Raw genomic sequence first — 22,210 nt, 5'->3', positions numbered from 1 at the left:
CATTGTATGAGGTGCGTCCCCGTTGTACCATGTAACCTGACAAGTGCACGCAGTGCTCATTGCATAGCCGGAGCCAAAGTCCGGTCATGCGCTTCAACCCGATGAATAAGTAGCCGGGATCATGGAACTTATCGTCGCCCTTGGCCTGATCGTCTTGAAGGTCGCGTTGCTGATTGCGATCCTGCTGTTGCTACCCTTGCCGCTAACCTGGCTGGAACGCAAGATCGCCGGGCACATGCAGCAGCGGATGGGGCCGATGCGCGTGGGATGGCACGGGCTGTTGCAGCCGGTGGCGGACGGAATCAAGCTTCTGACCAAAGAGGATCACATCCCGGCCGAGGCCGACCGGTTCCTGTTCAAATTGGCGCCAATCCTGGCGCTCGCCCCGCCCTTTGTGGTGTTCGTCGCGATCCCCTTCGGCGAAACTGTCTCGGTCCTCGGCCACGAGATCACGCTCTACGTCTCCAACATGAATGTGGCGCTCCTCTTTGTTTTCTCGGTGATCGGGATCGAGGTTTATGGCGTCATCTTCGGCGGCTGGGCCTCCAACAGCAAATACGCTGTTCTGGGCAGCCTCAGGACCTGCGCGCAGATGATCAGCTACGAGATCCCGATGGGGTTCGCGGTCATCGGCGTGGTCATGCTGGCGCAATCCATGAGCCTGCTCGAGATCGTGCGGGCGCAGGCCGATGTCTGGAACATCGTCTACCAGCCGGTCGGATTCTTCGTGTTCTTCGTCGCCGGGCTCGCCGAAGCACAGCGCATTCCCTTCGACCTGGCGGAGGCGGAGGGTGATCTGGGGGCCGGGTTCCATACCGAATACAGCGGTATCCGCTTTGCCTTCTTCATGGTCAGCGAATATGCCATCGTACTGCTTGTGTCGGTCCTGGTGGTGATCCTGTTCTTCGGCGGTTGGAACGGAGTTCTGATTCCCTTGCCACCGCTCCTGTGGTTTGTGCTCAAGATCGCGTTCTTCGTCTATGTGTTTATCTGGTTCCGCTTCACTTTCCCCCGCTACCGCTACGACCAACTGATGGCGATCGGATGGAAAGTCTTGCTTCCTCTTTCAATGGCGAACATAATTATAACCGGTGTACTTTTAGGGGCCGTAGCGGCTCCGTAGCGAGGCGGCGATGTCGCGCGCGCAGGACAGAGTTGGAACATGGATTGGTTGGGCGTTCTTTGCCGATCTGGCGAGCGCCTTGGCTCTGACCTTCGGCTACATGTTCTCCAGATCCGTGACCATGCAGTATCCGGACAAGGAAAAGTGGCTGCCCTACTCCCGCTATCGCGGGCATCACTTCCTGACGCGTGATGAAGAGGGCGAGATCAAGTGCGTGGCCTGCGAGCTCTGCGCGCGGATCTGTCCCTGCGACTGTATTGAAGTCGTCCCCTACGAGGACGAGAAGGGCAAGCGGCACCCGGCCAAATTCGAGATCGACACGGCCCGCTGCCTGTTCTGCGGGCTGTGCGAGGACGCCTGCCCGGCAGACGCGATCGCGCTTGGCCAACAATACGAATTCTCGAGTTTTTCCTCGGCTGACCTGGTGATCGGGCGCGATGATCTGCTCGCCAAGCCGGGTAAGGCGGCAACAGGCGGCGGCGTGGTTGCCGCGCGCCTGAATACGAAGAAGGACGTACTTGTCGAGACGAAAGAGACGCAGGGCTACAACTGGTGGCGGAATATCCGGCGAACATGAACGCGCGCCAGCTGTCAAACGGAAGCGCTCGGAAGGAGGCTCAGATGTTTGTCGGTGAAATCATGAAAAACAAGGGTGTCGGTGTCATCGCAGTTGCTCCCGATCAGACGATGGTGGAGGTACTGCGGCTGTTTCGAGACAACAATATCGGCTTCGTCGTCGTCAGGCGATCGAACGGCAAATACCTCGGTACGCTGTCGGAGCGGGACTGCTGCAATGCGGTGGCGGAATACGGGGCCGAGGCGGCGGCAAAGCGGGTCGCGGACATCATGAACCGCAATGTGGCGACGTGTTCGACACAGGATTTGCTGCCCGTCGCGATGGGGATCATGACCCAGCGGCGTACGCGCCATGTGCTGGTCACGGATGGAGGCGACGTTGTCGGCGTGGTCAGCATCGGCGACGTGGTTAAACACAGGCTCGACGAAGCGCAGCGTACAGAGCAGGATCTGCAGGATTACATATGCGGGACCAGGTATCACTGACGTCGCCAACTCGATGTGAGACGCCGGGGGCGGGCAGCTTGCCGCGGAGCATTGCAGTGCCCCGACCCCTTCAGACCCCACGCCAGATCCGGCCTGGGCGGTCGACCTCAAGAGTGGCATGCGCCTTCTGGACTTCCACCGCGCATGGATATTCGCCCCGCCGCATCAGGCTGTTGAGACGCAAGGCTCTATAGTTTTCCGGAACGAAGACGAGGCCCTTGGGAAACCGCCTGTCGACCTTGAGCTGCGCCGTCAGTTCGCCCTGGCCGGAACGCACGATTACCTGATCGCCATCCGAAAGGCCAAGCTCCGCGGTATCCTGCGCGCTCATCGCGACATAGGGCTCGTTGGCGACCGTGTTCAGGATGTCCGACCGTTCGGAAAGATATCCGTTGTGGAACAGGCAGTCGCCGGTGATCAGCATGAGCCGGTCGGCTGCTGTTGGAACGGGCGGCGGCGCAAGGAACACGCCAGCCGGTAATGTTGGCACCGCCTTGGTGAATGCGCCGTCGGCGCCAAGCCCGTCCTGCGTCAAACCCTGATAGGCCGGAACCAGCCGGGCAATCTCGTCGAAAATTTCGGCTTGCGTCGATGGCCGCAGCGCCTGGTTGCGTAGCGCCGCGACGAAGTCGATAATCGCCAGATTGCCTCGCGCCTCGAAAACGGGCTCACTGAATTTGCGAACAATCTGGATCCGGCCCTCGTTGTTGGTGAACGTTCCGGATTCCTCGCCGTAGCCCGCCGCGGGCAAGACGACCTCGGCCATGCCCGCCGTATCCGTGAGGAACGCGTCCTGCACGATCAGGAGATCGGCGGCGCCAAGCGCCCGCGTCACAAAGTCCCGGTCGGGATAGGCGACCAGGGGGTCGGTTCCGATGATGTAGAGCGCGCCCATCCGCCCACCGACGCAGAGCTCCAGCAAGGCGTCGAGATCCGCGCCGGGTTCAGACGGGATTTCGGCGCCCCAGTTTCGTGCAAGAGTTGCGCGCGCCGCGTCATCAGCGACCGCCCGCAGCCCCGGCAGAGCCGCCGGCAGGAGCCCCATGTCCCAGGCGCCCATCTGGTTGGCACGGTCGAAGAGAAACTGCATCGCCGGACCCTTGCCTAGCAGGCGGAGAACGTGCAGCAGGTTGTTGAGCTGCTGCAGCGTCGCACGCGCTTCGGGTGATCTCAGGAGGTCGACGCTGACAAGCACGGTGACGCTGCGGCCTTCCTTGAGCGCGGCGGCCAGGCGATCCGGCCCGTCACTGCCGGCGCCCGCCGCCGGCCTGCCGATTGCCGCGTCGATCTCCGCAAAAGCGCCGCCCGGCAAGGCCTGAGCAGCTGGCGCCACGAGACCGGCCACGACCGCCGCAAGGCTCGCCGCTTCTCCGCCCGGAGGCACACGAACCACCACCCTGGCATCGGCGTCCAGACGCGATGGCCGCGCCGATAGCATGAGCAATCCGGTCTGCCGCCGCCGCGCGCCGTCCCGCAGCAGGTATTCGGTGACCGGGTTCTCCTCGGTTATATTGCCTCCGACGACGAGCACGCAGTCGTTGCCGATTACGTCGTCCAGCGGCGTGCGGCTGTAGAAAGTTCCCAATAGCGGGCCGAGCGTATCGAAGGGCGCGGCCCAGCGTGACGAACAATCGATGTTGTTGGTCCGGAATACTGTTCGCATCAGCTTCTGGAACTGATAAAGCACCTCGTTGGGCAGGCGAGGCGAGGCCAGCCCGCCGGCATCCTTGCTCTCGACGGCCAACAGTCGCCGGCGCAGATAGTCCCCCGCTTCGTCCCAGGAAACTGGAACCAGGGCGCCATCGTGACGGATCATTGGCTGCTTGATCCGGTCCCGGCTTGCAACGAAATCGAGGCCGAAGCGTCCTCGCACGCAGAGAGTTTCGTGGTTGACACCTTCGTCCCACTTCGAGCGCACCCGCATGAACTCGCCCTTGCGCGTGCCCACCGTCAGCTGACAACCGGTGCCACAATGCGGGCAGACCGTGTCGGTCTCTACGAGATCCCAGGGGCGCGCCTTGTAGCGGTAGGGGAAGCTCATCAGCGCGCCGACCGGGCAGACCTCGACGCAATTGCCGCACTGGTCGCAACTTGCCAGACTGCCCTCGAAGCCGGTGACGGCGGTATCCATGCCTTTTTCGACGGTGCCCAGCGCCACCGCGCCGACGACCTCCTCACACATCCGGACGCAGCGCTGGCACTGGATGCAGCGGTTGACGTTCATGATGATGACCGGACTCAGACGAATGTCCTCGGAGTGGAACACACGTTTGTCATCGCGGAATTGGCTTTCGCGGGGCCCGTAGGCCATTACCATGTCCTGAAGCTCGCATTCGCCGCCCTTGTCGCAGATCGGGCAGTCGAGGGGGTGGTTGGCGAGCAGCATGTCGAGCATGGAAGAGCGCGTTTCCTCGATCAGAGGCGTGTTCGTCCGCACGACCATGCCATCGGTGGCCGCAGTGGCGCAGGACGGCTGCAGCCGGCGCAGGCCCTCAATCTCCACCAGACACATGCGGCAGGAGGCGAGCGGCGGCAGGCGCTTCATATAGCAGAAGGTCGGGATGTCGATGCCCAAACGCAGGGCGGACTGCAACACCGTCGAGCCAGCCTCAACTTCCAGCGTTTGTCCATCGATCGTGACTTTAAGCATGGTTTCCTCACAACCCTGATCCAGCACACTCCTTCAGTGAAACGGGCACCTCCGCTCCTCGACATGGGCGACGAATTCATCTCGGAAATGCGCGAGTGCTGCCCGCAATCCCATCGCTGCACCGTCACCCAAGGCACAAAACGTATTGCCGAAAATGCCCTTGCAGAGCATCTCCAGTTGCTCCAGATCGCCGGGTGCGCCATCCCCGCCTTCAATCCGGCGCAGGACCTTCACGACCCAGTTCAATCCTTCCCGGCAGGGCGTGCACTTGCCGCAGGACTCATGGTGGAAGAACTCGATGATCCTGGTGGCGACCTTGACCATGCAGGTGCTATCGTCGATCACGATAAGGCCAGCCGAACCGAGCATCGAGCCGGCGGCAGCCAGCGAGTCAAAATCCATCCTTACGTCCAGCCCGTGCTCAGGGATGACCGGCGCTGAGACCCCGCCCGGGATCACCGCCTTGATCTTGCGTCCCGGCAAGGCCCCGCCGGCATGGTCCTCGACCAGCTCGCGCAGGGGTATGCCCATCGGCAACTCGTAGAGGCCGGGTTTGCGCACCTGCCCACTGAGGCAGTAGAGCTTGGGGCCGGGGCTCTTGTCCGGGCCGATGCCGCGGAACCAGTCCGCGCCCCGCGCCACGATATGCGGCACGCAGACCAGCGTCTCGACATTGTTGATCACAGTCGGGCTGGCGTAGAGCCCGGCCACGGCCGGAAACGGTGGCTTCAATCGCGGCTGCGCCCGCTTGCCCTCGAGCGACTCGAGCATCGCAGTCTCCTCGCCGCAGATATAGGCGCCGGCGCCGCAGTGGATGTGTGCGGCGAAATTGAAATCCGAGCCCAGAATGCGCTTTCCGAGATAGCCCTTTGCATGGGCTTCGGCGATCGCCTGCTCCAGACGACGGGTCGCCGTCACATATTCTCCGCGAATGTAGACATAGGCTGTTTCGGCCCCGATCGCGTATGCACTGACCGCCAGCCCCTCGATCAGTTGATGCGGGTCGCGTTCCATGATGATCCGGTCCTTGAACGTCCCCGGTTCGCCCTCATCGGCGTTGCAGCACAGATATGTCGGCTTGCCGGTGCGCTTCGGCACGAAACCCCATTTCATGCCCGTTGGGAATCCGGCACCGCCGCGGCCGCGCAGGTTGGACCGTTTGACGAGGTCGACAACCTCGTCAGGCGTGTACGCGTGCAGCGCCTTTTCCAGCGCCTGGTAGCCGCCGCCAGCCTCGTAGGTCGACACCAAATGACTGTCGGCCACATCGACATTTTTGAGAAGAACCGGCTCGAACATGGCGCTACTCCCCCGGCAGCCGCGCAGAGGCGTGCTCGACGCTCGGCGCTCCCACTGTCGCCCGCAGGCTATCCAACAGTGCGTCTATCCGCGCCACATCAAGGTTGGCATGGTAATCGTCGCCGACTTGCATCACCGGAGCCATCTCGCAGGCGCCGAGGCATTCGACGGTCGATAGCGTGAACAGCCCGTCCGGGGTGGTGTCGCCTTTCCTGATCCCCAGCACCGTTTCCAGGTGGTTTAGCAACTCCTCTGATCCGCACAGCATGCAGGAAACATTGTCACAGAGCTGCAGGTGGAACATCCCCACCGGCTCGGTGTGGAAGAGTGTGTAGAAAGTCGCCAACTCGTAGACCCAGATCCGCTCGACTTTGAGAATGTCGGCGACCTCTTCCAACACGGGTCCAGGCAGATGGCCATGTTCTTCCTGCGCGATCAGCAGCGCGGGCATGATCGCAGAGCGCTGGTCGGGATACCGCGCCGCTGCCTCTTTTATCTTTTCGCGCATGGTCATTGCATTCAAATCCCTGCTACTTGTCCACTTCCGCCATCACCGGGTCGAGACTGCCGAGCACGGCGATCATGTCCGCCAGATAGCGGGCGTTGGTCACCCCGAACAGTCCCTGAAGGTTGACGAACGAGGGTGCCCGCACCTTCATGCGGAATGGTTTTGGCGACCCGTCGCTGATGATATAGAAGCCAAGCTCGCCCTTTGGCGCCTCGATCGCCGTATAGACCTCGCCCTTCGGCACCTTGAAGCCATAGGCTGACAGGTCGAAATGTTGGATTAGTGCTTCCATCGAGCAATGCACCTTGTCCTTTTCCACCGGGAAGGCGATTGTTGGCATGTCGATCTGGAACGGCCCCTCGGGCATCTGGTCGAGGCATTGCTCGATGATCCGGACGCTCTCGCGCATTTCCTCGACCCGACATTGCCAGCGCGCATAGCAGTCGCCCTCGTCGCGCGTGATGACGTTGAAGTCGAGCCGGTCATAGATCTCATAGGGCTCGTCGCGACGGATGTCCCAGTCGACGCCCGAAGCGCGCAAGTTCGGGCCGCTCAGGCCAAGATCGATGGCGTCCTCGGCGGAGATCACGCCGATCCCCTGCGTGCGCTTCAGGAATACCCGGCTGTTTTCGAGCAACCGCTCATAGTCGCGGATCCGGTTCGGGAAGATGTCGCAGAACTCCCTGATTTTGGGAAGGAAACTCTCAGGCAGGTCCTCGCGCACTCCGCCGACCCTGCAGAAAGACGTGTGCATGCGCGCACCGCTGATCATTTCCAGGAGGTCCATGATCATTTCACGTTCCCGCATGGCGTAAAGCAAGGCGGTCATGGCACCGAGGTCCATCGGCAGCGCGCCGGTGATCAAGACATGGCCGGAGATCCGCGCCAGCTCGGCCATCATCACGCGGATATATTGTGCGCGAATCGGTGCTTCTATGCCGAGGAGTTTCTCCACCGCCAGCGCGAAGGCGAGGTTGTTCGACGGCGGACAGAGGTAGTCGAGCCGGTCGGTGAGCGGAAAAATCTGGGTGTAGGTGAAGCTCTCCGCCAGTTTTTCGGTGCCGCGATGGAGGTAGCCGATATGTGGATCCACGCGCTTGACGTACTCGCCGTCCAATTCCAGGACGAGCCGAAGAACCCCATGCGTGCTCGGGTGCTGGGGGCCGAGATTGAGAAGCACCTCCTTGGTGTCGAACGCTTCGCCTTGCGGGCTGATCAGTTCGGTGACTTCGGTCATTTTAAGTTCCCGGCGTGGAGCGGCCTCCCTTATGGAATGTTCTTGGTGGCGAGGTCGGGCTGCGTCGGCGGCGTGCCTTCGGCGCCAAACGGGTTCAGCTTGTCCTTGTAGCCACGGAGCGGAAAATCTTTGCGCTGCGGGAAGCCCTCGAACCCTTCCCACATGTAGATCCGGCGCAAATCGGGGTGGCCCTCGAACCTGATCCCGTACATGTCCCAGGCTTCGCGCTCATGCCAATTGGCGGTTCGCCAGACCCCCGTCACCGACGGGATCCGCGGCGGATCGGCGAGGCGGCATTTGATGCGAACACGCCATTTGTTCGGTAGCGAATAGAGGTGGTACACCGTCTCGTAGCGTGGCATCTCAGGATAATGATCGACCCCGCAGATGTCCGAAAGGAAGTTGAACCGCAACGCCGGGTGTTCCTTCAGAAACCGGCAAAGCTCGACGATCGTGTCAGGCGGAGCGGCGAAGGCATGTACACCATGCGCGAAGCCAAGAGCGTCGATTGCCTCGCCGAAACGCTTCGTGATCGTAGTGCGGATGAGGGGCGTCTCCACACTCATGACGCTGCAACCCGATCCAGCGGAGTCCCGGCCAGTGCTCGGGATTTTTTGATCTTCTCCTGAAGTAGCAGGAATCCATGCATCAGAGCCTCGGGCCGCGGAGGGCAGCCGGGCACATGCACGTCCACCGGCACGAAGGTCTCCGCTCCCTGCACCACGGCATAGGTGTTGTAGACCCCGCCCGAGATAGCGCAGGTGCCCATTGCGATAACCCAGCGCGGCTCCGGCATCTGGTCATAAAGCCTGCGCACGACAGGAGCGAATTTCCGCGTCACGGTGCCGGCGATAATCATCACGTCGGACTGGCGCGGCGAAGGCCGGAACACCACGCCGAACCGGTCGAGATCATAGCGGGCGCAACCCGCCGAGATCATCTCGATGGCGCAGCAGGCAATTCCGAAGGTCTCGGGCCACAGCGCCGATTGTCGGCTCCAGTTGATAACGCTCTCGGCCGTGGTGAACAGCACGCTGTCGCGGATCGAATTGTTTACGCTTCCCATTCCAGCGCTCCCTTCAGCCAGGCGTAGGCGAAGCCCACAAGAAGCAGCACTATGAAGACGAACATCTCGACATAACCGACGAGGCCGATGTCTTTCAGGACAACGGCCCAGGGAAAGAGGAACATCGTCTCGACATCGAAAACGACCAACAGTATCGCGAGAATAAAGAACTGCACCCTAAAGCGGCCCCCGGCGGCCTCGCCTGCCGGGTCCATGCCGCATTCATAGGGCATGTTCTTTTCGGGATAGGGATTGGACGGGCGCAGCAGTGAGGAGACAAAAAGCGTCGCCCCTGTCACCAGAACAACTCCGGCGACCATGAAAAGAACCGGCAAGAATTCCATTGCAGCCATGCCGCACTGCACCGGTTACCCACTGAAAGCTTTCCTAAGGCCGCGACCGCCCTGTTCAGGATGGTAATGCGGTCGCCCCGGGAAAGGGCTTGGGTAATCCTTTCTTGAGCTACGAGTTTATTCCGTCGGGCAGATCATTGCAAATTCAATCGGTCAGCCGCCGCCAAACACCGAGTTTTGAGCAAGCCTCAGAAACCACGCGGGAAACAGGCCGATGCCAATGGTGCCCAAGGCGGTGAAGGCGAGCGTGGTGCGTACCGAGGGAGTCAGCGCCGGTTCGAACGTCCTCTCCGGCTCGCGCATGTAGATCACCATGACTATGCGGATGTAAAAATAGGCGGCGACGGCGCTCAGCAGCACCGCGATCACCGCCAGCATGACGAAACCTCCCTCGACCAGCGCGACCAGCACGTAGAATTTGGCGAAGAACCCGGCCGTCGGCGGAATGCCGGCCAGCGAGAACAGATAGAGCAGCATCAGAAGCGCCAGACCGGGATGCGACTTGGCGAAACCCGCGTAATCTTCAATGACCTCGCCTGAGAAATCGCCGTTCCGCATCATGATGACGGCGCCGAAAATACCGAGATTCATGAGGGAGTAGATTAGCAGGTAGAGCATCACGCTGGCGATCCCGTCCGCACCACCGGCCACCACGCCGAAAAGCGCGAACCCGGCATGGGTAATGCTGGAATAGGCCAGAAGGCGCTTGAAATTATCCTGCACCAGCGCGACGAAACTTCCGAGCGCCATCGTCACCACCGCAATGACCGCGACGATGATCCAGACGTCCGAGGCCGCGACCAGCGGGTTGAGGAACACCCGCAGGATCGCCGCAAACCCTGCCGCCTTAGGGCCTACCGACATGAATGCGGTGATCGTCGTCGGCGCGCCTTCGTAGACGTCCGGCACCCACATATGAAACGGCACCGCGCCGATCTTGAAGACCAGCCCCGCGACGATGAAGACCTCTGCCAGGAGCAATCCCGGATCGAGCGGGTCGCCCGTCACCGCCGCAGCCATCCCGTCCAGTTGCGTCGTGCCGGTGAGCCCGTACATCAACGAAACGCCGTAGAGGAAAATCCCGGTCGAGACCGCGCCAAGGATCACGTATTTCAACGCCGCTTCGTTCGACCGCCGCTCTCGCCGCAGGAAGCCGGTCAACACATAGGTGCAGAGCACCATCAGTTCGAGGCCCACATAGATCGAGAGGAGATCGGTCGCCGAGGCCATGATCATCATTCCCGACAGCGAAAAGAGCAGCAGGACATAGTATTCGCTGCTCCCGATCCCCTCGATGTCCGCATATTTTCGCGAAAGGAGGAATGTCAGGATGGTGGCCAGGTAGAACACGAACTTGAAGAAGACCGCGAAGCGATCGGCGATGAACATGCCCGTGTAGGCCGGCCGCACCTCGCTCGAAAGCATGAGTGTCGCCAAGGCGGCAATCAGCACGACCGCGACGGAGGCCCAGACAAGCAAGTGTTCCTGGCCCTTGCGCACAAGCTGTCCCAGGATCAAAAGGATGCAGGCTCCAGTGATCACCACGATCTCGGGCAGGCTTGCGAGAGCCGACTGGAAAAGTGCTGCGGCAGTCATTGGACGCTCCCTTTATCATGCACCTGAGCCAGCAGATGCTTCACCGAGACGTCGATAATGTTGAGAAAGGGTTTCGGATATAGCCCGACCCAAAGCACGAAGACGGCCAGCGGCAGGATCGCGACCATCTCGCGGGCGTTTGCGTCGCGTATCTTGAATCGGACACCGACGCTGGCCGGACCTAGCGCGACCTTCCTGTACATGCCAAGCAGATAGGCCGCGCCCAATAACGCGCCAAAAACGGCGGACGCGCCGACGGCCAGGTTGGCCGCAAAACCGCCCGACAACACCAGCAGCTCGCCCACGAAGGAATTCGTCCCCGGCAGCGCCATTGACGACAGAGTGAACAGCGCCAAAAACGCCGTATAGACCGGCGCCGCCTTCATCAGCCCGCCATAATCTGCAATGCTGCGCGTGTGTGTCCGCTCGTAGATCAGGCCGACGAACAGGAACAACGCGCCGGTCGTTACGCCATGATTGAACATTTGCAGGATGGCGCCCTCGAGCCCGCGGAGGTTCAGCGCAAAAATCCCCAGCGTCACGAAGCCCATGTGGCTGATGCTGGAATAGGCCACCAGCTTCTTCAGGTCGTCCTGCGCCAGCGCAAGCAACCCGCCATAGACGATCGCAAGCGCCGAAAGCGAAAGCATCAGCGTCGAATAATACTCAGACGCCTCCGGCAGCATCGGCAGCGAGAACCGCAGGAACCCGTAGGCGCCCATTTTCAGGAGCACCCCCGCAAGGATAATGCTGCCTGCCGTCGGCGCCTGTACATGGGCGTCCGGCAGCCAGGTATGGACCGGCACCATCGGCACTTTGACGGCGAAGGCGATCAGGAAGGCGAAGAACAGCCAGGACTGGACCGGGAACGGCAAATCCTGCGCGGTCAGCGCGACGATGTCGAAGGTCTCGCCGCCGTTGAAATAGAGCACGATGACACCGATGAGGAACAGGAGGCTGCCGGCCAGCGTGTAGAGGAAGAACTTGAACGCCGCATAGACCCGGCCTTCCCCGCCCCAGACGCCGATGATGAGGTACATCGGGATCAGCATCGCCTCCCAGCAGACGTAGAACAGGAACAGGTCGATCGCGCAGAACACCCCCAGCATCAGCGCCTGCATGGAGAGCAGACTGACCATGAACGCCTTCACCTTGCGGTCGATCGCGACCCACGAGGCGAGCACGCATATCGAGCCCAGCAGAGCGGTCAGGAAAACGAAGAGCGCGCTTATCCCGTCGATGCCAAGCGCACAAGCGATCCCGAGCGCGGGCACCCATAGGCGCCTCTCGGTGAACTGCAACGCGTGGGTCGTGGTGTCAAAGCTCGCCAGCATAGCGATGCAGAGAGCGAGGTCGAGGATGGTGACGGCCAGCGCGGTCCACCGCACCGCATCGTCGCTGCGCAGAAACATCAGAACCGCTGCCCCGGCGACGGGCGTGAATACGATGAGACTGAGTAGCGGCAATCCCATCACGCCCCCTACCGCCACACCACGGCGAAGACGACGGTGGCTGCGATCACACCGGCGATCATCGCCAGCGCGTAATGGGTCACGACGCCGGTCTGGAGGCGCCGCAGCGTCCCGCCACCATTCAGGATCGCCCGGGCGACGCCATTCACGATGGCATCCACACCGGCGAGATCAATCCACAGTCCCGCCCGCGCCGCCCCATGCAGGAAAGGCAGAGCCGCGGTCTCCGACACGTCACTCACCGTCTTCTCGTAGCGCGTCAGCGGTTTTCCGGCGATCCACATGAAGACCCGCGCGCCCTTGCGGTAGAACCAGTCGGTGTCGATGCTGATCGTGTTCTCGGGGTCGAGCGCCCTGAGGAAAATGACAAAACCCAAGGCGGTGAACATCAGCACGCCAAGGCTCTCGGTGACATGGACGCCGGTGTAGGGCTCGAAGTCGACCGGATAGGGTAGAAGTGCGTAAAGCGGCTGCGGGACGACGCCGATCGCGATGCAGAGCACCGCCGCCATGCCCATCGCAACCAGCATGTTGCGGGGCGGCTCCCGCGCCTCCAGCTTCCGGTCCGTGCCGAAGAACATGTAATAGGGGAGCTTGAGACCGGTGTGGAGGAATGTCCCCGCCGACGCCATCGTCAGTGCCAACACCACCAGCGCGCGGTGATCCTGTCCGGCGGCGGCCACCACCATCGACTTGGTGACGAAGCCCGAGAAGAATGGAAATGCCGAAATCGCGAAAGCGCCAACCATGTAGAGCGCCACGGTCACCGGCATGGTCTTGTAGAGCCCACCAAGCTCGGTGAGCTTGCGCCGGCCGGTGACGTAAATCACCGCCCCAGCACCCATGAACAAGAGCGCCTTGTAGAGGATATGTGCGAAGGCATGACTGGTGGCCCCGTTCACCGCCATCTCGGTGCCGATGCCGACGCCCGCCACCATGTAGCCCACCTGGCTAACGATGTGATAGGCCAGTAGCCGACGGCAGTCGTTCTCCAGCACCGCGTAGACGACGCCGTAGAGCGCCATCGCGGTGCCGAGCCAAACGAGAAGTTCAGTTCCCGGAAACGCCCGCGCCAGCACATAGACGGCGGTCTTGGTGGTGAAGGCGCTCATGAACACCGCGCCAGTGACAGTCGCCTCCGGGTAAGCGTCGGTCAGCCAGGCGTTGAGCGGCGGCACAGCGGCGTTGAGCATGAACCCGGCAAGGATCAGGTATGCGCCGACGCCCATCTCGCCTGCGATCGGGCCGAAGAGCAGCGAGCCAGTCGAGAGGCCGTAGAGAATGACGCCGCCAAGTAGGACGACGCCGCCAGTGATATGGACCATGAGATACCGGAACCCGGCGGCGATCGCCTGTCGGCCGCCTTGGGCGAAGACCAGGCAGGCAGAGGCAAACGCCATGCCTTCCCAGAACAGGTAGAGCGTCAGATAGTCGCCGGCGAACACGACGCCAAGAGCGCTGCCGACGTAGACAAATGCAGCGACATGCTGGCCGGGGCGAGGCAGGTGCAGCGCATAGACCGTTCCGATCAACGCCATGATGGTGAAAACGGTGGCGAAGACGATGCTCAGCTTGTCGACCTTGGCGATGAGGATTTCCTGCCCGATGAACTGCGTCGCGCCGTAGCTTCCCGGTTGTATGGTCAGCACGGCGAAGATCGCCAGCGCCGGGATCAGCAGCAGATAGGCCTTACGGATCGATCCGTTCAGGAAAGGGATCGGCAGGGCGCCGAGAATGAACAGCAGGGCGGGATGGACGAAGTCAGTCATAATAGTCCTCGCGCCGCATGAGCCCAGCCCGATGGCCGAGGAGCTTGGAAACGAAAATCAGCAGCACGCAGGATAAGAAGCCGTAGACGGCCGACCAGCCCGGCAGGCGGTCCCAGAGGTATTCGGTGTGTTCGCGGTGGACCAGAAAGTCGGCGATGACGATCAGAATGAGGACCAGATAGAACAGCCGGCGGCGCTGGTTCGCATGTTCCTCGTCACCAAAGAAGTCGACGACACGCTTGATCATCTGACAACTCCTTCCGCCAGGGCGAGGAAATAGCCGGGAAAGATGCCCATCGACACCGACAAGATGGCAGTCGCAACCAGCGGGATCGTCATCATCGGAATTTCACGGACCGTCGCCGGGCTCTCCGGCGCTTCCGTCCCGAAAAAGGCGACATAGCTGACAGGCAGGAAATAAGCTGCGTTCAGGACTGAGCTCGCAAGGAGCACGACCAGGAACGCAATTTCGCCCGCCTCCACCGAGCCCCGCGCCAGATACCACTTGCTGACGAAGCCTGCGGTTGGCGGCACCCCGATCATGCTCAGCGAGGCGACAAAAAAAGCACCCATCGTCCAAGGCAGCCTGCGGCCGATGCCGGCCATGTCGCTGATATTCCGCTTTCCCGACGCGCAAAAGATCGAGCCGGCGCAGAAGAAGAGGGTGATCTTCGAGAACGCATGAGCCGCAATATGGATGATGCCGCCGACCATCGCGACCGGCGACAACAGAACCGCGCCAAGAACGACGTAGGAGAGCTGGCTGACCGTCGAATAGGCGAGCCTCGCCTTCAGGTCGTCCCGCGTCAGGGCATAGACTGACGCCATCAGGATCGTGAAGGAGACCAGATAGGCCGTGGCGATGCCCAGCCCCAGCCCGCCCACCAGTCCCGTGCCGAAAACGTGGAATACCACCCGCAACACGCAGAACACACCCATCTTGACCACGGCCACTGCATGCAGGAGCGCGCTGACCGGTGTCGGCGCCACCATCGCGGCAGGCAGCCAGGCGTGCATCGGCATTACCGCAGCCTTGGCGAAACCGAAGAGGTAGCAGAAATAGACGACCGTCAGCATCGCGGCAGAAGCATTGCTCCCTGCCAGCAGTCCCCCCGACACAAAATCGAACGACCCCGCAATGTGGTAGGTCAGCGCCAGCGCGGCGAGAAGCAGGCTTTTCGACGCGCCCATCAAATAGACGAGGTACTTGCGGCTGCCTGCCCATCCTTGTTCATCCTCGTGGTGGTAAACAAGCGGATAGGTCACGAGGCTAAGCATCTCGTAGAAGATCACCAGCGTGAACAGATTGGCGGAAAAGGCGCCCCCGACGGCCGCCGCGAGGCTGGTGGCGAAGCAGGCGAAGAACCTAGTCTGCGCATGCTCGTTCAAGTGGCGCATGTAGCCGATGGAATAGATCGCCGCCACGATCCACAGGAGCGACGAGACGGTGGCGAATACCATGCCGAGTGCATCCACCCGGAAAGCGAAGTCTATCCCCGGCAAAATCTCGAACAGGCGCAAATCGACCGTCCCGCCCGCCAGCACTGTGGGCGCCATCGAGGCGACAATCGCGAACATGGCGATTGCCGCGAGCGGCGAGACGATATCGCGGAGCTTCTCGCGGTTGTGCAGAAGGAGAACGGCAAGGGCCGCCAGGCCTGCTATGGCGACGGCAAGCAGCGGCCGGATCGATATCACCGGGTCCAAAGCCGCTATCCTTTCATCATGGTCACTTCGTCGACCTTGAGGGTGGATTTGTTCCTCACGAGGGCGACCAGGATACCGAGGGCGACGGCAACTTCCGCCGCGGTGATTGCGATGACGAAGATCGCGAAGATCTGCCCGCGGGAATCGCCGTAGTAACGCCCGAAAGCGATGAAATTGATGTTGACCGAATTGAGCAGCAGCTCCAGCGACATCAGCACGACCAGGATATTGCGCCTGATCAGCACGCCCGCTGCTCCAATCACGAACAGGACCACTCCGAGAACAATGTACCACGAGAGCGGAACCATCATCCCTGCTCCTTCCGCGCCAGCACGATGGCGCCGACCAGGGCGGCCAGAAGGATGACGGACGCAACTTCAAACGGCAGGAGATAGTCGGCGAAAAGTGTCGTGCTGAGTTGCCTGATCTGATCGCCGCCGCCCATGGCAGCGGGCTCCGTGATCGAAAAGCGGTCGCTCCAGAGCACCAGCACAAGCATCTCGATCCCAAGCAGGATGAGCAGCCCCATGGCCGGCAGGTTGCTGCCCGGCAAGAACCGCTGCAACACCGCTTCGCGTACATCGATCATCATGATCACGAACAGGAACAGGACCATGATCGCGCCGACATAGACGAAGATCTGGATGACCGCGAGCAATGGCGCCTCGAGCATAACGAAGATTGCCGAGATGTTGAGGAAACACGCCATCAGCGCCAATGCGCTGTGCACCGGATTCCGGGCCAAGACCACCGTCAGGGCCGTGATCACGGACACCGTAGCGAACAGAAGAAAGAACCCCGGATCCATCGACGCCGACCCTCCGGCGCGAACTGCTATCCGGCGCGAGACCGCCGGATTTAAGATTGCGCCGCAAATTCCGATGCGTTCAAAAATTGTGCCCTAATATCGGATTTTTCACAAGATTATTGTCATTGGCGGAGCAAATCAGGCCGGCCCGGATGTGGCGAAGGTCGCTTGCGAAGCGCGCGCTTTAGCGCCGTACCGATTTTATTGTTCCATAGGCAAATGGCTTGAGCCGATCGGTACCGGTTTGTTACGGCATAGTGGGAAATTTCTTCCAAATCACACCGGCTGTTCCGCTGAAAGTCTCTGTGGCTTCAGGTCCCGCAACCAAAATTCCATAAAAACAATATTCAAAAGCCCGCCTCGTGCGGGCCTTTGAATATCTGGCAACGGGTCGACGAGCTAACGCCTCCTCGGGGGAAGGCTTAGCCGACCCAGCGGGACAGGAAAGTACAAATCCTTAAACCGCAGCCAAACTTCGGCAAAAATAACACACAATTGCCCCAGACCGTGAAGCGGCCGGGCTTTCCTGTTTTGCCAAGTGGCATGTTACGACAAGAGAGATTTGACGTTAGAAATCTCTGCAGCGAGCGCATTGGTTTCGCCATGACGGCATTGATCGCACCGATCAATGCAGCGCGATCAACGAGTTATTCCTCCGTCCTGCGTGTGACCATGCGAAACTCTGTTTCCAGGCAGCGCATCGCGTCCACATTGCGCTTTACAACTATATAACATAGTTGCTACGTTGCTAGCGATGGGAAGGCGAGCCTGGTGACTGGTTGTTTGCGCTGCCCTTAATGAAGGAGGCTGCGACGATGCCTGGGACCTATGCTACTTTTTCCAACGATAGTTTTGCGGGCCGAAGCGTGCTTATCACGGGCGCAGCGAGCGGAATGGGTCTAGAAACTGCAAGGGCCTTTGCCAGCAAGGGCGCGGAAGTGGTCATGGCCGATCGTGATGAGGCGGGGCTGAAGCGCTACGGTGCGGAACTGCGCAATGGCGGCGCGGCTGTTCACACCGTGACGGTGGATGTCAGCGATCAGGAAAGCATCGACAAGGCCTTCGATTATTGTGACGCCAATCTGGCGCGTCTCGATAACGTCGTGACATGTGCAGCGATCATCACAGCCAAACGTATATTCGAGCAGGATCGGGCGCATTGGCATCGCGTGCTCGATGTCAATCTGCTCGGCAGCTTCTTCGTCGTGCAGGCGGCGGTCAAACGCATGCTCGACAACACCGACGGCGGCAACATCGTCTGTATCGCCTCGGATGCCGGCGTGCATGGCGGCGGCGGGCTGATCGCCGATACCGCCTATGCGGCATCGAAAGCCGGGACCTTGTCGATGGTCAAATCGGTGGCGCGGGAACTTGCGGGCAAGAAGATCCGCATCAACGCGCTGAACCCCGGGCCGACGGATTCCCCGATGCACTCCCATATCGACCAGTCGCTGAAGGACCGCATCGCCGGCAATCTGCCGATGCGGCGCATGGGGCGGCCGGAGGACATGGCGGCGGCAATCATGTTCCTCTGCTCGGATGCAGCCAGCTTTACCTACGGCGCCGCGCTCGATGTCGATGGCGGATCGATGTTCCGCTAGACGGGGAGGGGATAGAAGTATGCAGCAGACAGCCCGCCGGTACGCCTATTCGGCTGATATTCCCGAACTCGATAGTGTCGATGTGCTCGTCATCGGGGGCGGGCCATCGGGATTATCGGCCGCGGTCGCGGCGGCACGTCTTGGCGTGCGGGTACGCCTTGTGGAGCGCTACGGCTTCCTCGGCGGTAACCTCACGGCGGGCCTCGTCGGCCCCTGCATGACCTCCTATTCGCTCGACGGCAGCCAGCAACTGATCCGGGGCATCTACGAAGAATTCGTTCAGCGGATGATGGCGCTCGGCGGCGCGCTGCATCCGAGTACCATCCCGGCAGGTTCGGCCTATTGCGGCTTCATCGTCTACGGCCACGACAAGGTGACACCTTTCCAGCCCGAGGCGGCGAAGGTCGCGGCGCAGCGCATGTGCGTCGAGGCGGGAGTGGAATTGTTGCTGCACACCATGGTCGTCGATGCCATTGTCGATGACCATGACGCGGACAATCCCCGGGTGCTCGGGGTCGTTTGCGCCGGCAAAGGCGGGTTGAGGAGCGTTCGTGCCAAGGTCGTCGTCGATTGCTCGGCCGACGGCGATGTCGCCCATTATGCCGGTGTCCATACCCGTCAGGGGCGGGAAAGCGACGGCCTTTCCCAGCCGCAAACATTGTTCTTCCGCGTGCAGAACGTCGATGACCAGGCTGTGGAGGATTACATCCGCGCGCATCCGCAGGATTTTCGGCCTTTCGCCTCGATCGTCGCCAAGGCGACGGCCGAGGGCCGCTTTCCCGCGCCTCGCCGCGGCATCGGCCTTTACAAAACCATGGAACCGGGCGTCTGGCGCATCAATACCGGCCGCGTGTTGCGCCGCAATGGGGCTGACGCCCTTGAGCTCTCGCTTGCCGAGGTCGAAGGCCGGGAGCAGACCGTGGCGCTGCTCGATTTCTTCCGCAACAATCTGCCCGGCTTCGAACAGGTGGAACTGCGGGACACGGCAACCCAGATCGGCGTACGGGAAACCCGACGGATCGATGGAGCCTACGAACTGACGCTGCAAGATTTGCATTCCGGCCGCGCCTTCGACGATGTCGTGGCGTTGTGCGGCTATCCGCTCGATATTCACGACCCCACAGGCTCGGGCGGTGGGACCGGTGGCGAGGGGCTTGATGCGGCGAATATCTACCAGATACCTTACCGGGTCATGCTGCCGCGCGTTCATGAGGGCCTGCTGGTGTCCGGCCGCGCGGTCTCGGCGACGCATGAGGCGCTCAGCGCCATTCGCGTCATGCCGCCCTGTTTTGCGCTCGGCCAGGCGGCCGGTGTTGCCGCGGCACTTTCGGTCGGCAACAGGGCCAGTCCCCGGCATGTCGACTACGCGGACTTGCGCAGGGAACTTCTGGCCCAGGGCGCCTATCTTGGCTGATGGAAGGAGAAAGCGGGGAGCGATACCCGCGTTTTCTCAAGTCAGGCCTTCAGATGAAGGGTCACCAGCACGGTGCATTCAGCGCCATCGGCAAATCGGGTTGCAACGCGCAGCCAATTGCCGAAGGTGTTGAGCCGGGCCACGGCAACGCCGTCCTGTTCGGCCGGCATGGCGAATTCCGTTCCTTCCCGAACCCAGTGCATGCCGTCAGGCGAGATTTCCACCCAGCCCTTGGGTACAATGCCGACGGGAGGCTTCAATGCCCGAATGAAGAACACGGCTTCATGCGCCCAACCGGCCTCATAGGGTTCGCTCGCGGCGTCACCGCTCCAGCGCTCATTGCGGGTTATCACCGCCGTGATGTTTTCGGGAAGCATCAAAAATCCCCTGAAATGCAGATGGAATCGACGTAGAGAAAGGCGCGCTTGGCGACATCCGTCTCGGCGAACAGGCAGAAGTTCAGCATGCACCAGAGGTTTTTCATCGCCGGAATCCGGATCGACTCGAAGCCGGATACATCGAAATTCCTGTCGTTGCATTGCAGGCCGGTCGCCTTCATGGAGGCGAGGTCGAAATCGAAGCGCATATAGCTCCAGTTCACCTTCGTCGGGATCTCGTTGTAGCAGAGCCGTTGTTCACCATCCGGCAAGTCCAGCCAGCCTTCGGGCGCCAGGTGATAGTGGCTTACGGTCTTGTCTTCCCGGCCGATGGCGGTGAAGGGCGTGGTTTCGCGTTTGTACTGCCATTTCTGCAAGTGCTTGCCGTCGAGTGCATTGAGAAAGCGCAGATGCGGCATCACCCGCTCGCCATCTCCGTCCCGATCGCCGCATTGCAGGTCGAACAGGAAGCCGATCGATCGCACGTCGGTTTCCGATAGTTTCAGTTCCGTCGCCTCCGGCTTGAACGTGAAGAAAATCTCGAAGCGGATCGGGCCGCGCTTGCGGAAGGTATGACGCTTGATTGCAACGTTCTGGGCACCCGGTTTTGCCTTTGTGGCGATCTTTAGCGCATAGGACGAATCCATGCCGCCGTGGGACCCCGCATCCCAATGCCCGAGAGTTGAGAGCATGGCGCTCGAGTGCTGGGCAAAGCCCGGCAGCATGACGTCGAGGCTGTCCTCGTAATTGCCGACCAACTGCGACCAGCCGCAATGCCCGCGCGAAAAATCGTCAAACGACAGGATGCGCGGCAGAGGATCGAAACGGCTGAGCGCCGGATCTGCGCGAAGCATGGCGAGCCTCATGGCTTCCATCATGTCGACTGTGGAAGAGGGGGCTGATGTCGTCATTATGGTGTTGACCTCACTGTACGCGGAGCCGTTTGACGGCGTCCCAATCGATTTCGATGCCGAGACCCGGCCGTGTCGGCACGTCGAGCCGGCCATTCTTCTGGCGCAGGCAGCCGGGCGCCAGATCGGCCAGGTCGCGCTTGAAGGGGCTAAGATCGCATTCGCATTCCATCACCCGGAAATTCGGAAGGGCGGCTGCCAGATGCGTGCTGGCCGTCTCGCAGATAATGCCGGACATGCCGATATGCGGGGCGTAGCCTACATCGTGCAGGGCGGCATAGTCTGCCATGCGCCGTGTTTCGGATATGCCGCCGGCACGGGCGACATCCGGCTGCAGGATTGAAAGGGTGCGGTTGGCGACGAGACGCTGCGCCTGATCGGCGGTAAAGTTGCTCTCTCCGGCTGCGAGCGGCACGTCGCAGCGTTTGCGAAGTTCTTCATAGCCTTGCTCGTTTTCCGGCGCCAGCGGCTCCTCGAACCAGAAGTAGCCGTTGGCCGAAAGTGCCCTGCCGACCTCGATCGCCTGGTCCAGATCATAGGCCCAGTTGGCGTCGACACAGAGTTCGATATCGTCGCCGGCGCGCTTGCGCAGCCGTTCGATGCGCCGGCAGGCTTCTCTGACCGGATTGGCCATCTTGACTTTGATGCGCGGGAATCGCTCGCCGATATAGCGCTCCAGTTCCTGATCCGCCTCAGCATCGTCGACCCAGTTTACGGCGGCGGCATAGACCTCGATCGTTTCCCGGCCGATGCCGCCAAGCAGCTTGGCGATCGGCATGCCCGCGGCCTTGCCCATGATGTCCCACAGCGCAATGTCGACGCCTGCGATCGCCTCGATCAGCATGCCTCCGGCGCGGCCTGACAGCGAGCGCCGCATGGATTGCCAGAGCGCGCCGATGTTGCGCGCGTCCTGTCCGATCAGCCGTGGCTTTAACGAGGTTTCGATCAGTTCCGCATAGGCCTTAGGCGAAAACCGGGCCAGAACCTCACCGACGCCGACGATGCCGGCATCTGTGCGCAACTCGACAAGAACCATCGAGACCTTGTGATAGGTGCCCCAGGACGTGACGGTCGGTTTGGGCAGCGTCTGGCTGAGCGGATGGGCGATGACATCTGAAATAATGATCGCCGGTCCGGTCGAAGGTTGCACAGAATCCATCGGCTCTTTCGTTCCCAATGTTTTGCTCGTTGCTCTTGGTTTTGCTCGCTGCTTTGGGGCGTGTCTGTTATTCCTAGCTAGATGTTGGTGACTTGGCA

22 protein-coding genes are annotated in these 22,210 nt (G+C 61.3%); 5 read left to right on the top strand and 17 right to left on the bottom strand.

The annotated features are described in order from the left end of the window. Positions 1-121: 121 nt before the first annotated feature. From nuoH to HFO99_RS11675, 3 genes are read left to right on the top strand one after another with little or no spacing between them, the layout of a single operon-like run. On the top strand, positions 122-1,123 hold the full coding sequence (nuoH, locus tag HFO99_RS11685; RefSeq protein WP_222331101.1) for an NADH-quinone oxidoreductase subunit NuoH: 1,002 nt from the start codon (positions 122-124) through the stop codon (positions 1,121-1,123). Between the two features lie 10 nt (positions 1,124-1,133). After that, entirely contained in the window at positions 1,134-1,700 is a 567-nt protein-coding gene (locus tag HFO99_RS11680; protein ID WP_017961924.1) for an NADH-quinone oxidoreductase subunit I, read from the top strand. A gap of 44 nt (positions 1,701-1,744) precedes the next feature. Next, positions 1,745-2,185: a CBS domain-containing protein gene (locus HFO99_RS11675; RefSeq protein WP_018243737.1), complete on the top strand. Its 441-nt coding sequence runs from the start codon at positions 1,745-1,747 to the stop codon at positions 2,183-2,185. Positions 2,186-2,255: 70 nt separating this feature from the next. Here HFO99_RS11675 and nuoG read toward each other — a convergent pair whose 3' ends face one another. The 14 genes from nuoG to HFO99_RS11605 form a co-directional block, all read right to left on the bottom strand. Next, positions 2,256-4,835 carry an NADH-quinone oxidoreductase subunit NuoG gene (gene nuoG, locus HFO99_RS11670; RefSeq protein ID WP_222361355.1) on the bottom strand — a complete coding sequence of 860 codons (2,580 nt, stop codon included), beginning with the start codon at positions 4,833-4,835 and terminating at the stop codon, positions 2,256-2,258. 33 nt (positions 4,836-4,868) lie between these two features. Further along, positions 4,869-6,134, bottom strand: a complete 1,266-nt coding sequence (gene nuoF, locus HFO99_RS11665; protein ID WP_222361308.1) for an NADH-quinone oxidoreductase subunit NuoF — start codon at positions 6,132-6,134, stop codon at positions 4,869-4,871. 4 nt (positions 6,135-6,138) lie between these two features. Further along, positions 6,139-6,648: an NADH-quinone oxidoreductase subunit NuoE gene (gene nuoE / locus HFO99_RS11660; RefSeq protein WP_222308911.1), complete on the bottom strand. Its 510-nt coding sequence runs from the start codon at positions 6,646-6,648 to the stop codon at positions 6,139-6,141. A 16-nt stretch (positions 6,649-6,664) separates the two neighbouring features. After that, positions 6,665-7,879 carry an NADH dehydrogenase (quinone) subunit D gene (nuoD, locus tag HFO99_RS11655; RefSeq protein ID WP_222361306.1) on the bottom strand — a complete coding sequence of 405 codons (1,215 nt, stop codon included), beginning with the start codon at positions 7,877-7,879 and terminating at the stop codon, positions 6,665-6,667. 29 nt (positions 7,880-7,908) lie between these two features. Continuing rightward, the gene (locus HFO99_RS11650; protein ID WP_222331104.1) at positions 7,909-8,445 is read right to left on the bottom strand and encodes an NADH-quinone oxidoreductase subunit C; all 537 of its coding nucleotides are present in this window, start codon (positions 8,443-8,445) and stop codon (positions 7,909-7,911) included. Further along, on the bottom strand, positions 8,442-8,945 hold the full coding sequence (locus tag HFO99_RS11645) for a NuoB/complex I 20 kDa subunit family protein (protein ID WP_168273329.1): 504 nt from the start codon (positions 8,943-8,945) through the stop codon (positions 8,442-8,444). The genes HFO99_RS11650 and HFO99_RS11645 overlap by 4 nt, the downstream gene beginning before the upstream one ends. After that, entirely contained in the window at positions 8,933-9,298 is a 366-nt protein-coding gene (locus HFO99_RS11640) for an NADH-quinone oxidoreductase subunit A (protein WP_017965944.1), read from the bottom strand. Before HFO99_RS11640 ends, HFO99_RS11645 begins: the two co-directional genes overlap by 13 nt. A gap of 153 nt (positions 9,299-9,451) precedes the next feature. Beyond that, the gene (locus HFO99_RS11635; RefSeq protein ID WP_222361304.1) at positions 9,452-10,894 is read right to left on the bottom strand and encodes an NADH-quinone oxidoreductase subunit N; all 1,443 of its coding nucleotides are present in this window, start codon (positions 10,892-10,894) and stop codon (positions 9,452-9,454) included. Next, a complete protein-coding gene (locus HFO99_RS11630; RefSeq protein WP_222361302.1) occupies positions 10,891-12,366 on the bottom strand; it encodes an NADH-quinone oxidoreductase subunit M in 1,476 nt (491 codons plus the stop codon). The genes HFO99_RS11635 and HFO99_RS11630 overlap by 4 nt, the downstream gene beginning before the upstream one ends. A gap of 8 nt (positions 12,367-12,374) precedes the next feature. Next, entirely contained in the window at positions 12,375-14,135 is a 1,761-nt protein-coding gene (locus tag HFO99_RS11625; protein ID WP_222361300.1) for a Na(+)/H(+) antiporter subunit D, read from the bottom strand. Beyond that, positions 14,128-14,382, bottom strand: a complete 255-nt coding sequence (locus HFO99_RS11620; RefSeq protein WP_222361298.1) for a hypothetical protein — start codon at positions 14,380-14,382, stop codon at positions 14,128-14,130. Before HFO99_RS11620 ends, HFO99_RS11625 begins: the two co-directional genes overlap by 8 nt. Then, the gene (locus HFO99_RS11615; protein ID WP_222361296.1) at positions 14,379-15,842 is read right to left on the bottom strand and encodes a monovalent cation/H+ antiporter subunit D family protein; all 1,464 of its coding nucleotides are present in this window, start codon (positions 15,840-15,842) and stop codon (positions 14,379-14,381) included. The genes HFO99_RS11620 and HFO99_RS11615 overlap by 4 nt, the downstream gene beginning before the upstream one ends. 5 nt (positions 15,843-15,847) lie before the next feature. Further along, on the bottom strand, positions 15,848-16,150 hold the full coding sequence (nuoK, locus tag HFO99_RS11610; protein WP_222361353.1) for an NADH-quinone oxidoreductase subunit NuoK: 303 nt from the start codon (positions 16,148-16,150) through the stop codon (positions 15,848-15,850). After that, positions 16,150-16,650: an NADH-quinone oxidoreductase subunit J gene (locus tag HFO99_RS11605; protein ID WP_222361294.1), complete on the bottom strand. Its 501-nt coding sequence runs from the start codon at positions 16,648-16,650 to the stop codon at positions 16,150-16,152. The genes nuoK and HFO99_RS11605 overlap by 1 nt, the downstream gene beginning before the upstream one ends. A gap of 797 nt (positions 16,651-17,447) precedes the next feature. Between HFO99_RS11605 and HFO99_RS11600 the strand changes: the two genes are divergently transcribed. Further along, complete coding sequence (locus tag HFO99_RS11600; RefSeq protein WP_222361292.1) at positions 17,448-18,251, top strand: SDR family NAD(P)-dependent oxidoreductase; 804 nt, start codon at positions 17,448-17,450, stop codon at positions 18,249-18,251. A gap of 19 nt (positions 18,252-18,270) precedes the next feature. Further along, positions 18,271-19,665 carry an FAD-dependent oxidoreductase gene (locus HFO99_RS11595; protein ID WP_222361290.1) on the top strand — a complete coding sequence of 465 codons (1,395 nt, stop codon included), beginning with the start codon at positions 18,271-18,273 and terminating at the stop codon, positions 19,663-19,665. A 41-nt stretch (positions 19,666-19,706) separates the two neighbouring features. Here the strand turns inward: HFO99_RS11595 and HFO99_RS11590 are convergent, their stop codons facing one another. Genes HFO99_RS11590 through HFO99_RS11580 form a run of 3 tightly spaced genes read right to left on the bottom strand, consistent with a single transcriptional unit; the run spans position 19,707 to position 22,112 of the window. After that, positions 19,707-20,042 carry a hypothetical protein gene (locus HFO99_RS11590; RefSeq protein ID WP_222361288.1) on the bottom strand — a complete coding sequence of 112 codons (336 nt, stop codon included), beginning with the start codon at positions 20,040-20,042 and terminating at the stop codon, positions 19,707-19,709. Beyond that, positions 20,042-20,908: a DUF6772 family protein gene (locus HFO99_RS11585; protein ID WP_026265415.1), complete on the bottom strand. Its 867-nt coding sequence runs from the start codon at positions 20,906-20,908 to the stop codon at positions 20,042-20,044. The genes HFO99_RS11590 and HFO99_RS11585 overlap by 1 nt, the downstream gene beginning before the upstream one ends. A 58-nt stretch (positions 20,909-20,966) precedes the next feature. Then, the gene (locus HFO99_RS11580; protein WP_222361286.1) at positions 20,967-22,112 is read right to left on the bottom strand and encodes a mandelate racemase/muconate lactonizing enzyme family protein; all 1,146 of its coding nucleotides are present in this window, start codon (positions 22,110-22,112) and stop codon (positions 20,967-20,969) included. Between the last annotated feature and the right edge of the window lie 98 nt (positions 22,113-22,210).

It is taken from the genome of Rhizobium leguminosarum, assembly GCF_019798305.1.
Lineage (GTDB): Bacteria > Pseudomonadota > Alphaproteobacteria > Rhizobiales > Rhizobiaceae > Rhizobium > Rhizobium leguminosarum_U.
The sequence above is the reverse complement of the archived record's forward strand: the minus strand, read 5'-3'. Positions and strand labels throughout refer to the sequence as shown.